At 59.4% G+C, this 13,046-nt stretch carries 9 protein-coding genes; 2 read left to right on the top strand and 7 right to left on the bottom strand.

The features are described 5' to 3' along the window. Window positions 1–4 precede the first annotated feature (4 nt). Together J3349_RS07080 and J3349_RS07075 are read right to left on the bottom strand one after the other, a co-directional pair. A complete protein-coding gene (locus J3349_RS07080; RefSeq protein ID WP_207676905.1) occupies window positions 5–1,894 on the bottom strand; it encodes a hypothetical protein in 1,890 nt (629 codons plus the stop codon). Window positions 1,895–1,899: 5 nt separating this feature from the next. Continuing rightward, entirely contained in the window at window positions 1,900–3,984 is a 2,085-nt protein-coding gene (locus J3349_RS07075) for an MMPL family transporter (RefSeq protein WP_207676904.1), read from the bottom strand. Between the two features lie 754 nt (window positions 3,985–4,738). On the opposite strand from J3349_RS07075, the gene pflB reads away from it, so the two are divergent. Together pflB and pflA are read left to right on the top strand one after the other, a co-directional pair. After that, the gene (gene pflB, locus J3349_RS07070; protein WP_207676903.1) at window positions 4,739–6,991 is read left to right on the top strand and encodes a formate C-acetyltransferase; all 2,253 of its coding nucleotides are present in this window, start codon (window positions 4,739–4,741) and stop codon (window positions 6,989–6,991) included. Continuing rightward, the gene (gene pflA, locus J3349_RS07065; protein ID WP_207676902.1) at window positions 6,978–7,730 is read left to right on the top strand and encodes a pyruvate formate-lyase-activating protein; all 753 of its coding nucleotides are present in this window, start codon (window positions 6,978–6,980) and stop codon (window positions 7,728–7,730) included. The genes pflB and pflA overlap by 14 nt, the downstream gene beginning before the upstream one ends. 66 nt (window positions 7,731–7,796) lie before the next feature. Here pflA and J3349_RS07060 read toward each other — a convergent pair whose 3' ends face one another. From J3349_RS07060 to J3349_RS07040, 5 genes are all read right to left on the bottom strand, one after another. After that, complete coding sequence (locus J3349_RS07060) at window positions 7,797–8,498, bottom strand: ABC transporter ATP-binding protein (protein ID WP_320443547.1); 702 nt, start codon at window positions 8,496–8,498, stop codon at window positions 7,797–7,799. 15 nt (window positions 8,499–8,513) lie between these two features. Continuing rightward, complete coding sequence (locus J3349_RS07055; protein WP_158396217.1) at window positions 8,514–9,353, bottom strand: ABC transporter ATP-binding protein; 840 nt, start codon at window positions 9,351–9,353, stop codon at window positions 8,514–8,516. Next, on the bottom strand, window positions 9,346–10,377 hold the full coding sequence (locus tag J3349_RS07050; protein WP_149793610.1) for a branched-chain amino acid ABC transporter permease: 1,032 nt from the start codon (window positions 10,375–10,377) through the stop codon (window positions 9,346–9,348). The genes J3349_RS07055 and J3349_RS07050 overlap by 8 nt, the downstream gene beginning before the upstream one ends. Before the next feature lie 13 nt (window positions 10,378–10,390). After that, a complete protein-coding gene (locus J3349_RS07045) occupies window positions 10,391–11,269 on the bottom strand; it encodes a branched-chain amino acid ABC transporter permease (protein WP_207676901.1) in 879 nt (292 codons plus the stop codon). A gap of 181 nt (window positions 11,270–11,450) precedes the next feature. Next, complete coding sequence (locus tag J3349_RS07040; protein ID WP_207676900.1) at window positions 11,451–12,671, bottom strand: ABC transporter substrate-binding protein; 1,221 nt, start codon at window positions 12,669–12,671, stop codon at window positions 11,451–11,453. Between the last annotated feature and the right edge of the window lie 375 nt (window positions 12,672–13,046).

Genomic DNA, 13,046 nt, shown 5'->3' with positions numbered 1-13,046 from the left:
TCTTTTATTCTTGCAGCCCGAACAGGGCCAGCAGGCGGTGCCACAGGCGGAGGAAGAAATTGCCCTCCGAAGCGTTGTCTGCCGTCGTCTCCACCGGAGCCGTTTCGGTGGGCGTCTCGGCGGTCTTGTAGAGGAACTTCACCCGGCTGGACGCACCCTCGGGTACACCGGCAAAGCTGGTGTAGTCGGCGAGGCGGCTGGTCATCTCTTCCACCACGGTCTGCAGGGCGTGGAGCTGGTCGGCGTCCAGCGCACCGGTGAGCTGAGAAATGCCCTCCTCATTGAACTGCACGAGGCCGCCGCTGAGCTGGTCGGTGCCGTTCTGGAGCTGGAGCACACCGTCATACAGGGCGGATGCGCCGCCGGCCAGCTGAGCGCTTCCGTCCTTGGCGGTGTGTGCGCCGTCAGCGGCTGCAGCCACGCCGTCGGCGTACTGGCCGACGCTGGACACGAAGAGCCGGATCTGGCCCAGATTTTCCTTCAGGGCGCGGACGCTGGCCATATCCTCGCTGTTGGCGGTCTGATAGACCAGCTCGTCGTGGATCTTCTGCTGGGCGTCGCTGTCGGTGAGTTTTTTCAGCCAGCCCATGATGAAATCGGGCGAAAAGCTCTGCATCAGGCGCAGAGCGGCCTCAAGGTCGTGGTCGGTCCTGGTGGCCGCGAGGTAGAGTGCGATGTCCAGCTGGCTGGCCTTGAACTGCGGAGCCTGCTCCCAGATGGTGCGCACCATCTTTTTGCGACCTGCCGCCAGCGTCTTGTCGCCCAGCGAGAGGATGTCGTCAATGACGGCTTCATACGTATCCCACGTCATGGGGGTGTCGATGAGGCCGTTCTCCATGAGGGTCTGGTTGGCGGAGTCCAGCACGCCGTCGGCCACCTGCTGTGCGCCGGAAGTCAGGGCGGCGTTGTTGGACGTCAGGGTGTCCAGCCCTTCCGTCAGCTGTCCGAGGCCGCTGTCCAGCTGGTTGACCCCATCCAGCAGAGCCAGCGAACCGGCGGCAAGCTGTGCCGCACCCACTTTCAGCTGCGACGCACCGTCCAGCAGCTGGTTCATGGCATCATTCAGCGCCGCGATGCCGTCGGTCAAATCGTTGAGGCTGTCGAGGTCGAAGACCTCATCCCCCTGCCCCAGTGCCTCGGCGCTCGTCGCGCAGGCCAGTAAAATCTGGGGTGCCGTCAGCGACTCCACATCGGCCTCCACGGTCACGCTGTCCTGTAAGTACTCGGCCACACCGTTCACCTGTTCGGGAAGCAGGCCGTCGAGGGAATCTTTCACGCCCGGCAGGGTGACGAAGGCCGCGACGCTGCTCTTGGCCGCACTTTCCAGCAGGCCGTTCACAGCGTTGACGTTGCTGGCGTCATCGCCCAGCACGACGCCCACCGCCGTGACCAGCGGGGTGACGATGGTGCGCTCTTTGCCGTTCACGGTCACCTTGCCGGTCTCATTGTTGGTCAGGTCGATGGTGAGCACGAGGTGGCCGCTCTGGCCCAGAAGCTCGCTGAGCGGGGCGGTCTTGCCGTCCAGCGTGTAGGTCACTTTGGCAGAGATGGGCAGCTGACGGTCCGTGTCGCCCTTGTAGTAAACATCGGTGTCGTCGGTATTCCAAACGAGGGTATCACCGTTCTGAGTGTACTCGGCGAAGCTCTCGGTGTTCACGATATTTTTCAGGGTGGTCCTGTCCTCCACACCGGCGAGGCCGTCGGCATTGTAAAGATGCTCGCTGACGGTGGTCTTGGTGACAGAGCCGTCCGCTGCCATGACGGCATACACCGTCTCATCCTTCGAGAAGGGCGCCTTGGTCGCCGCAAAGGCGGGCTGACAGAGGCTGACCGTCAGGGTCAGGGCAAGCGCCGCAGAGCCAGCGCGGCGCAGAAAATTCTGAGTTTTTCTCATAGCATTCACTCCTTTGCAGCGTTGGGGGCGTTGAGCCAGTGGTAGGTGGTGCGGCAGATGAGGCCGTCCAGCAGCATCAGGCCGGCGGGCAGCACCAGCAGGATAACCACCATACTGATGAGCGCACCGCGGGAGATGAGCATACAGATACTTTCCAGCAGTTCCACCTTGCTGATGGCCGCGACGCCGAAAGTGGCCGCGAAGAAGGTCAGGCCGCTTGTCAGGATGCTCTGGCTGCAGTGCTCGAGGGCCTGCTGTGCCGCCGCCTTGGGCGAGCGGAGGGCCAGCCGCTCTTCGCGGTAGCGGGTGGTCATGAGGATGGAGTAGTCCACCGTCGCGCCCAGCTGGATGGTGCCGATGACGATGCTGGCGATGAAGGGCAGCGAGTCGTCGATAAAGTACGGGATGCCCATGTTGATGGCAATGGCCGCTTCGATGCTGGCCACCAGCAGCACCGGCACCGACAGGCTGCGGAAGGACAGCGCGATGATGACCAGCACCGCCGCGATGGACCAGATGTTGACATTTTTGAAATCCTCGTCGGCGATCTCCACGAGGTCTTTCATCATGGCACCCTCGCCGGTGACGAGGCCCTCGGGGTCTGCCTCCTTGACGAGGCGGACCAGCTCGTCCACCTGCGCGTTCAGCGCGTCGCTGCCCGACTTATAACGGCCATTGGCAAGGATGAGCTTGTAACCGCCGTTCTGGACGATGTTCATCAGCTCGTCGGGCAGAAGTTCCGTCTCAAAGCCCGGGCCGGTGATGGAGTCGAGGCTCACCACCTGCGTGATGCCGTCCACCGCCTTTATCTCATCGCAGAGGGTGGACACCTGAGAGGCAGTCAGCTCCTCCCGCACGAGGATGAAGTGGTTGGTCATCATGCCGAAGTCTTCGCCAAGCTTGTTCGTACCCACGATGCCGGGCATATCCTGCGGAAGAGCGGCAAAAATGTTGTAGTAAATATCGGTCTTGCTCTGGGCCAGCCCGAAGGGGATCATCAGCAGGATGAACACCACCACGACGGGCATCGGGTGCTTCGAGACAAAATGGCTCAGGTGGGTGAGCTTGGGCATAAAGGTGCGGTGGCGGTATTTTTCCACCCACTTATCGAAGAATAGAATGAGCGAGGGCAGGATAACGATGGTACAGATGACGCCCAGCGCCACGCCCTTTGCCATGACGATGCCGAGGTCTGCGCCCAGCGTCAGCTGCATGGCGCAGAGGGCCAGAAAGCCCGCGATGGTCGTCAGGCTGGACGCCGTGATGGAGCTCATGGTCTTACAGATGGCGTTCTCCATGGCCTCTTCGTTGGAGGCACAGAGCTTCTTTTCCTCGTCGTAGCGGTGGAGCAGGAAGATGGAGAAGTCCATCGTCACGCCCAGCTGCAGAACAGCCGCCAGCGACGCGGTGATAAAGCAGACCTGACCGAGGAAAATATTCGTGCCAAAGTTATAGACCAGCGGGAAGAGCAGCCCCAGCATGAACAAAAACGGCGTGAGCCAGCTTTCCAGCGAGAGGAACAGCACCAGCAGACAACCGCCCACGGCGCAGAGCACATACCAGGGCATCTCGCCCATGACCAGCTCTTTGGTGTCGCTCAGGATGACGCTGATGCCGCCGAAGAAGCAATTCTTCCGGAGTATCTTCTTGATTTGGGCCACGGCCTGCATCGTCTCTTCGCTGACGCTGGAGCCGCCCAGCTGGACGATGAGGATGGTGGAGTCGTTCTTGCCGAACATAAACTGCTGGACATCCGCCGGCAGCATCTCCGTCGGCACCGCCGGGTCCAGCACGTCGCTGAGCCAGAAGGTGTTCAGCACGTCCGGCACCTCGTCGATCTCGGCCTTCATGGCCAGCAACTCGTTGGTGGGCATCCCCTCCACAGTTATCATGTTGGTGGACGCCAGATGGTAATCCGTTTCCAGCAGCAGCTGACCCACGCGGGAGTCCAGCTCCTGAGGCAGGTAAGAAAGGATGTCATAGTTGATGGGCGTGGCGATGGCTCCCACTGCCGCCGGGATGAGCAGCAGGACCGCCACGATGAGGATGAGCCTGCGCATCTTCACGATGGCCCTCGCTAATTTTTTCATTCATTTCCTCCCATTTTATCGTTCCGAAGAAAAACAACTTTTCTCGTTTTTCCGACACACATTATTATAGTACACTCACCCGGGGTGTCAAGAGACAGCTCTGCCGACGTTCTGCCTCTCCCTTTGCAAAACAAAAAGCGGGGCGCACAGGTGGTCAAGTCTGTGTGTCCCGCATTTTGTACTTTTTTGCACAGGCCGCCGTACCAGAGCGCCCCGCGCTGCGCGCAGGGAAAGCGGAGCAAACCATAAGCCGCTTTCTCTTTTTAATAAATAGGAGAATGGAATGGAGGAACCGAATCGCCTCAAAGAGAGTTGCAGGCATCCCTTTGCAGTGAATCGGAGGAGTTTTGGTTAGGTTTAACTAACCTCGCCGTGACAACAGGATACCATAGTTTGTCATGACTGTCAAGCCTGTTTTTCAAATTTTCAAAAAATTTTTCTCCGGCGGCCTCCATGAGCATTTTTCATAACAAAAACCGCCATCTCTTGTAGAAAATCCACAGGTTCCCTCTTGCTTTTTCTGAGAATCACTGTTATTATATTGTCAGGCCGTTGCAGTCGGACTCGATTGCCTGTCTGCAGCGGCTCATAAACAGCGCAGGGGTTGCCATCCAAATACCTCTGCGCCCTGTACCACCCTGTCTTTCAGAAACCGCAATCGGCGGCTTTTTTAAGACGGAACAGTTAGACTGCTCTAACTAATTATTGCAAAGCAGATTGGTCGGAGCGTCAGGAACGGAGCAAGGAGGTTCCAATGATCGATTTTGAACAGTGGGAAGGCTTTGAGGGCCGCATCTGGAAAGAGGAAGTCAACGTCCGCGACTTTATCCAGAAGAACTACACCCCTTATGACGGCGACGAGTCTTTCCTGGCTGGCCCCACCGAGGCCACCGATAAGCTCTGGGGCGCACTGCAGAAGCTGCAGAAGGCCGAGCGTGCCAAGGGCGGCGTGCTGGATATGGAGACCGAGGTCGTCAGCGGTCTGACCGCGTACGGCCCCGGCTACATCGACGAGAGCCTGAAAGAGTTTGAGCAGATCGTCGGCCTGCAGACCGACAAGCCCCTGAAGCGTGCATTCATGCCCTACGGCGGCATCAAGATGGCGGAGCAGGCCTGCACTACCTACGGCTACCAGCCCTCTGAAGAGCTGCACAAGATCTTCACCGACTACACCCGCACCCACAATCAGGCTGTGTTCGATGCCTATACCCCCGAGATGAAGACCGCCCGCCACACCCACATCATCACCGGCCTGCCCGACACCTATGGCCGTGGCCGTATCGTCGGTGACTACCGCCGTGTGGCACTGTACGGCATCGACGCCCTCATCAAGTTCAAGCAGGAAGACTTCGCCAACTGCGGCGACGGCACCATGACCGATGACGTCATCCGCCTGCGCGAAGAGATCGCACGCCAGATCAACGCCCTGAAGGGCATGAAGAAGATGGCCGAGGCTTACGGCTACGACATCTCTCAGCCCGCTAAGACCGCCAAGGAAGCCTGCCAGTGGCTGTACTTCGGCTATCTGGCCGCCATCAAGACCCAGAACGGCGCCGCTATGAGCGTGGGCCGCATCTCCACCTTCCTCGATATTTATATCCAGCGTGATCTGGACAAGGGCATCCTGACCGAGAGCGAGGCTCAGGAGCTCATCGACCACATGGTCATGAAGTTCCGCATGGTCAAGTTCGCCCGCATCCCCAGCTACAACCAGCTGTTCTCCGGCGACCCCGTCTGGGCAACGCTGGAAGTGGGCGGCATCGGCATGGACGGCCGCAGCATGGTCACCAAGAACTGCTATCGCTTCCTGCATACCCTCGAGAACATGGGCCCTGCACCGGAGCCGAACCTGACCGTTCTGTACTCCTCTGCTCTGCCTGAGAACTTCAAGAAGTACGCCGCCAAGGTGTCCATCAACACCAGTTCCGTCCAGTACGAGAACGACGACGTCATGAAGCCCGTCTGGGGCGACGATTACTCCATCTGCTGCTGCGTGTCTGCTACCCAGACCGGCAAGGAGATGCAGTTCTTCGGCGCACGTGCCAACCTGGCAAAGTGCCTGCTCTACGCCATCAACGGCGGTGTGGATGAGAAGAGCCACGAGCAGTGCGGCCCCAACTACGCCCCCATCACCGGCGAGTACCTGAACTACGACGAGGTGCTGCCCAAGTACGTCCAGATGCTGGACTGGCTGGCCGGCCTGTACGTCAACGTGCTGAACCTCATCCAGTATATGCACGACAAGTACTACTACGAAGAGGCTGAGATGGCCCTCATCGACACCGATGTCCGCCGCACCTTCGCCACCGGTATCGCCGGCTTCTCCCACGTCATCGACTCCCTGAGCGCCATCAAGTACGCCAAGGTCAAGGTCGTGCGTGACGAGATGGGTCTTGCCACCGGCTTCGAGGTCGAGGGCGACTTCCCGAAGTACGGCAACGACGATGACCGTGCCGACGAGATCGGCGTCTGGCTGCTGCGCACCTTCCTTGAGATGATCAAGAAGCGCCACACCTACCGCAACTCCGAGGCTACCACCTCCATCCTGACCATCACCTCCAACGTGGTCTACGGCAAGTACACCGGCGCTCTGCCCGATGGCCGTGCCGCATTCACCCCGTTCGCACCCGGTGCCAACCCCAGCTACGGCGCAGAGCAGAACGGCCTGCTGGCCTCTCTGAACTCCGTGGCCAAGCTGCCCTACCACTGGGCTCTGGACGGCATCTCCAACACCCAGACCATCAACCCCGACGCTCTGGGCCACAGCGAGGGCGAGCGCATTGAGAATCTGGTGCAGGTCATGGACGGCTACTTCGACCAGGGCGCACACCACCTGAACGTCAATGTCTTCGGCAAAGAGAAGCTCATCGACGCTATGGAGCACCCCGAGAAGGAGGAGTACGCAAACTTCACCATCCGTGTCTCCGGCTACGCCGTCAAGTTCATCGACCTGACCCGCGAGCAGCAGATGGACGTCATCTCCCGTACCTGCCATGCAGCTCTGTAACCCCATCGGATACGTCCACTCGCTGGAGACTTTCGGTTCTGTGGACGGCCCCGGCGTCCGCTTCGTCGTCTTTTTGCAGGGGTGCGCCCTGCGGTGCAAATACTGCCACAACCCGGAGACATGGACTGAGGGCGGCGAGGAATGGACGGTGGACAAGCTCTTCCAGCGGGTGTGGCGCTACCGCAACTACTGGGGCAAAAAGGGCGGCATCACGGTCAGCGGCGGCGAGCCGCTGCGCCAGATGGAGTTCCTGACGGCGTTCTTCGAGCTGGCACGCTCCAAGGGCGTGCATACGGCTCTGGACACCGCCGGTCAGCCCTTCCGCCCCGACGATGCAGCGTATCTGGCCGATTTTGACCGGCTGATGAAGTCCACCAGCCTCGTCATCCTCGATTTGAAGGAAATCGACCCGGAGAAGCACCGCAGGCTCACCGGCAGGGACAACGCGAATATCCTTGCGATGGCGCGCCACATCTCCGACCTCGGCGTACCGCTCTGGATACGCCATGTCCTCGTCCCCGGTCTGACGGACGACGAAGACGGCCTGCGGAAGACCGCAGAGTTCATCTCGTCTCTCAAGACGGTGCAGCGGGTAGAGGTACTGCCCTACCACACGCTGGGCCTCTTCAAGTGGCAGAAGCTCGGCATCCCTTATCCCCTGCCCGATGCTGTCCCGCCCACGGCGGAACAGGCCAAGCGGGCCGAGGAGCTGCTGGAAGTCAGCAAATATACAGGCTGACAAAATCAGCTGATATAAAACAAAGAGGCGTGGCCGCAAGGTCACGCCTCTTTTACTTTTTGTAATTTAACCGCCCAGATATGCGCTGCGGACACGCTCGTTGGTCAGCAGCTCAGCACCGGTGCCATCCATGACCACGCGGCCCGTCTCGAGGACGTAGGCGCGGTCTGCCACGGAAAGGGCCATCTGTGCGTTCTGCTCGACCAGCAGGATGGTCATGCCCTCTTTGTGGATGTTCTGGATGATGTCGAAGATTTCCTGCACCAGCAGGGGCGACAGACCCATGGAGGGCTCGTCCAGCATCAGCATGGAGGCGTTGCTCATCAGAGCACGGCCCATGGCCAGCATCTGCTGCTCGCCGCCGGACATGGTGCCGGCCAGCTGCTTGCGGCGCTCCTTCAGGCGGGGGAACAGCTCAAAGACCTTCTCCTTGTTGGGAGCGATGGTGGAAGCAGGCTGGGTATAAGCGCCCATATCCAGATTCTCTTCCACGGTCATATGCAGGAAGACATGACGGCCTTCCGGCACCTGTGCCAGACCGGCCTCGACGATTTTATGAGCGCGGACGCCCTTGATGCTCTTGCCCTTGTAGAGGACGTCGCCGGTCTTCGGGTGGAGCAGGCCGGAGATGGTCTTCAGGGTGGTGGACTTACCGGCACCGTTGGCACCGATGAGGGTGACGATCTCGCCCTCGTTCACCTCGAAGGAGACGTCCTTGACTGCGTGGATGTTGCCATAAAAGACGTTGATATTATCAACTTTCAGCAAAGTCTGTGCCATCGTTCAGCCCTCCTTCTTGCCCAGGTAGGCTTCGATGACCTGGGGATTGTTGCGGATCTCGTCCGGCGTACCCTTGGCGATGATGCGGCCAAAGTTCAGCACGGCGATGCCCTCGCAGATGCCCATAACGAGGCTCATATCATGCTCGATGAGCAGGACGGCGATGTTGAACTCGTCGCGGATGCGGCGGATGGTCTCCGTCAGCTCTGCGGTCTCGGAGGGGTTCATGCCAGCGGCCGGCTCGTCCAGAAGCAGCAGCTTCGGGCTGGTAGCCAGCGCGCGCATGATCTCCAGACGGCGCTGTGCGCCGTAGGGCAGGCTGCCGGCCTGTGCATCGGCGAGGTCGGCCATATGGAAGATGTCCAGCAGCTCGAAGGCACGTTCGGTGCAGCGCTTCTCTTCCTTCCAGTAGTTGGGCAGGCGGATGAGAGAGGAGCCCAGATTGTACTTCATGGACTCGTGGAGACCCACCTTGATGTTGTCGATGACGGACAGGTCCTTGAACAGGCGGATATTCTGGAACGTACGGGCCACGCCCATCCGGTTGACCTGATAGGTCTTTTTGCCGGCGGTGGGCATCCCATCGATGAGGATGGAGCCGCGGGTGGGCTGGTAGACGTTGGTCAGCAGGTTGAAGACGGTGGTCTTACCGGCGCCGTTGGGGCCGATGAGGCCGGTGATCTCGTTGCGGCCGATCATCAGGTTGAAGCCGTCCACGGCGGTCAGGCCGCCGAAGTCGATGCCCAGTTCACGGACGTCGAGGATGGGCTTCTTATCCTTGTCGCGGTCGGTCAGGAAGCCGCCGGAAGGGACGCTGTGTAACTTAGTCTGGAACTCACTCATGGTCTGCGCCCTCCTTGTCAGCATTCTTCTTGTGGAACAGCTCGCCGTTCATGACCTTTTCCACGATGCGGCTCATGGAGAAATCGTAGCTGCCCAGCAGTCCGCCCGGACGGAAGATCATCATCAGGACGAGCACCAGCGAGTAGATGACCATGCGGTAGCTGTCGAAGCTGCGGGTAGCCTCGGGCAGGATGGTCAGGACGGTAGCGGAGAGGATGGAACCCAGCATGGAGCCCATGCCGCCCAGAACCACCATGACCAGGATCTCGATGGACTTCATGAAGCCGAAGGTGGAGGGGTTCAGAACGCCGATGTAGCAGGCGTACAGACCACCGGCCAGACCGGCAAAGGCAGCAGAGAAAGCGAAGGCCATGACCTTATAATAAGTAGTCTGGATGCCGCAGCTCTCGGCAGCGATCTCGTTGTCGCGGATGGCGAGGACGGCACGGCCATGGCGGCTCTTCATCATGGCATGGATGAGGAAGCAGGTGATGACCACACAGAGGAAGACATTGGCAAAGTTGGAGTACTTGGGGATGTTCTTGAGGCCCTTGGAGCCGTAGAACAGGCTGTAGCCCAGCACATCGTCGATGTTGTTCAGGGTGATGCGGATGATCTCGCCGAAGCCCAGGGTCAGGATGGCCAGATAGTCACCGGTCAGACGAAGGGCCGGGACGCCGATGAGGACGCCAAACAGGCCGGCCATCACAGCGCCCAGTGCAAGGCCGATGGCAAAGGAAACGCCATCGGGCAGAGGGCTGTACTTGGTGAAGAGGGCGCAGGTGTAAGCACCCACGGCCATGAAACCGGCGTGGCCCAGCGGCAGCTGGCCCAGATAGCCGGTGGCCACGTTCAGGGACACGGCCAGGATGATGTTGATGCCCACGGTCATGAGCACCTTGTTCTGGTAAGTGGAGAGCATGTTGCCGGTCATGTAGGAAAGGGCCAGGAACAACAGCACCACCAGCACGGCGTTCATGAGGTAGCGCACGGGCATTTTGAGCGTTTTGCGATTCTTGTTCATCTTCATGCCCTCCTTACACCTTTTCCTGCACCTTGCGGCCGAGGAAGCCCGTGGGCTTGAACAGCAGCACGATGATGAGGATGGCGAACGTGACGGCGTCCTTCCAGGCAGACAGGCCGATGGCGGAGACGAAGCACTCGCACAGGCCGATGACGATGCCACCGACCATTGCGCCCGGGATGGAGCCGATGCCGCCCAGAACGGCGGCGACGAAGGCTTTCAGGCCCAGCATGGAGCCCATGGTGGGGGTAGCCTGCGGGTAGGAGCAGCAGTACAGCACCGAGCCGATGCCGGCCAGTGCAGAGCCGACCGCAAAGGTAAAGGAGATGGTGCTGTTGACGTTGATGCCCATCAGGCGGGCAGCGTCCATATCCTCAGAGACGGCGCGCATGGCCTTGCCAAGCTTGGTCTTCTGGACGAGGAAGGTCAGCACCAGCATGGACAGCACGGTGACCGCCAGCGTGATGATGGAGGTCAGGCCCAGAGGCACCTTGCCCAGATAGAAGGTCTTGTTGTCGTAGTAAGACGGGATGACCTTTGCGCCCGAGCCCATGACCAGCTCAGCCGTGTACTCGAGAAAGAACGACACGCCGATGGCCGTGATGAGCAGAGAGATACGGGGTGCGCTGCGCAGCGGGGTGTAGGCGATCTTTTCGATGACCACGCCCAGCAGCGTACAGGTGAAGATGGTGGCACAGACCGCCGTGACCGGGCCGAGGCCCAGCTGGTTCATGACGAACCAGGACATGTATGCGCCCACCATGATGACGTCGCCGTGGGCAAAGTTCAGCAGCAGGATGATGCCGTACACCATGCTGTAGCCCAGTGCGATCAGTGCATAGATGCTGCCAAGGGACAGGCCATTGATGAGCTGGCTGAAAAACACTGTCATGGATGGATACTTCCTTTCTTTCCGGCGCTGTTGCACGCCTTATGTGGGGATACACTTTTTTACCAAAAAAGCGGAGATCACCGGGGCAATACTGTTCCGGCGTTCTCCGCAGTCGGGTCAATTTACGATCATTCGGATCTCAGCGGCGCTTCCATCACCGGTCGATGGAAGAAAGCTGGGATCAGAACATTTCCTTCAGCACCGGCTTGCCGTCCACATAGGTCAGGATAGCAGTCTGCTTGACGGGGTCGTGATGCTCGTCGAAGGTGAAGGTGCCGGTGATGCCGTCGATGGTGCCGGAGGCAATGGCATCGATGACAGCCTGCTTGTAATCGTCGGTGCCAGCCTCGAGACCGGCATCCTCAGCAGCCTGCAGGCCGTAGACGATGGTCTTTGCTGCATCGTAGCCCAGAGGAGAGAAGCCGTTGGGGTACTCCTGACCGTACTCTGCCTTGTAGGCATCCTCAAACTCGGCGTTGGAGCCCTTTGCGTAGTTGGCGCAGAAGTAAGTGTCCTTCAGCTGATCGTTGGAGGCGTAGCCTTCCAGACCATCCCAGCCGTCGCCGCCCAAGAACGGAACGGTCAGGCCGACGCTCTCAGCCTGAGACAGAATCTGGCCCACTTCCTCGTAGTAGTTGGGGCAGAAGACAGTCTCGGGGTCCTTGCCGAGGATGGTGGTCAGCTGAGTCTTGAAGTCCACGTCGCCCTCAGAGTAGCTCTCCTGATCGACGATGGTGCCGCCCAGAGATTCGAACTCGTTGACGAAGTTCTCTGCCAGGCCCTCGTTGTAGTCAGCACCCTTCTTGAAGATGACGGCTGCCTTGGTGTAGCCCAGCTTCTTGTATGCGTAGTCAGCCATCTTGATGCCCTGGAACGGGTCGGTGAAGGTGGCACGGAAGACGTTTGCGTTCACGGTATCGGTCTCGGCATCGTAGGTGACAGCCTCAGCGGTAGCGGAAGCGGTGACCATGGGCATATTGTAGTCTGCGCTCTCAGCAACGACTGCCAGAGTCGGGGTGGTGGTAACGTCGCCGATCAGAGCGGTCATGCCCTCGTCCACCATCTTGGTGAAGCAGTTGACAGCCTGCGTAGCGTCGCCCTGCTCGTCCTCGGTGAGGATCTCGATCTGCTTGCCGTTGATGCCGCCGTTGGCGTTGACCTGCTTCAGGTACAGGGTAGCACCGTTGACAACAGCCTGACCGTAAACGGAGACGTTGCCGCTCAGGGGACCCATAACGCCGACCTTGATGGTGTCGCCGGAAGCAGCTGCTGCGGTAGAACCGGAAGCGGCAGCAGTGGAAGCTGCGGTGCTGGAAGAGCCGCCGCAGGCAGTCAGAACACCGGCAGCAGCCACGACACCGGCAGCAGCCAGAAAGTTACGACGAGAGATCATGTTTTTCATAAGTCTATATCCTCCTGATATTTGGAAGCGTTCGTGTTATTTGCAGCCATCGCGCGCGGCCCATGAGCCAGTGTCCCGAAAAGCTGTTAAGGAAGCAGTGCTCCCTTCCCTCAAAGCAGCTCTGCTTCCTTGAGTCTTATTATAAGCACTTCGGTGCAAGTCCGCAATTCACAAATCGTCCATAGTTTTGGAGGGGTTTCGGGTAAAACTCGCTATTTTTCACAAAATCAAGCGTCGCTTTTTGGTTACTTTTTCAAATTGTTCACCTGAGAAAAACAGAACATGAAAGCAATTCATGAGTAACAAAAAGATGACACAACTTTCCTCTCCTGAAGTTTGCTACTGCTAACATCACTGCATCCTCTTGCATCCCGG

The sequence above is a fragment of the Faecalibacterium sp. Marseille-P9590 genome (genome assembly GCF_017377665.1).
GTDB lineage: Bacteria > Bacillota > Clostridia > Oscillospirales > Ruminococcaceae > Faecalibacterium.
This window is presented reverse-complemented; position numbering and strand designations above follow the sequence as displayed.